The sequence below is a fragment of the Megasphaera geminata F0357 genome, assembly GCF_000239275.1.
GTDB lineage: Bacteria > Bacillota > Negativicutes > Veillonellales > Megasphaeraceae > Megasphaera > Megasphaera geminata.
The window spans coordinates 21,842-22,108 of sequence record NZ_JH417612.1 but is presented as its reverse complement, the minus strand read 5'-3'; the positions used below and the strand labels follow the sequence as shown (position 1 = coordinate 22,108).

Below are 267 nucleotides of genomic sequence, written 5' to 3'. Positions count from 1 at the left end.
TGGACTGCACCCCAAAAGTTGGACACAATTTTTGGAGGTGCAGTTTTTATGTCCAAGTATTCCAAAGCAATAAAAAGGCAAGCGATTTTATTACATGAGCAAGGATGGGGATACCGTTCTATAGCTCAGAAATTATCAATTTCCAAAAGCACTATAAAGAGATGGGTGTTCTTAGGTAAGCAGGGGATTTCTCTAGACAAGAAAATGACGCATAAATCCTTTTCAGCACGATTTAAGGCTCATGTTATTGAAACCAGGTGGGAAAAT

1 protein-coding gene is annotated in these 267 nt (G+C 38.6%); it reads left to right on the top strand.

Annotation, left to right across the window (positions count from 1 at the left end):
• Positions 1 to 48 precede the first annotated feature (48 nt).
• The coding region (locus tag HMPREF0080_RS09500) for a helix-turn-helix domain-containing protein (RefSeq protein WP_040347556.1) at positions 49 to 267 on the top strand (219 nt) is incomplete at its 3' end.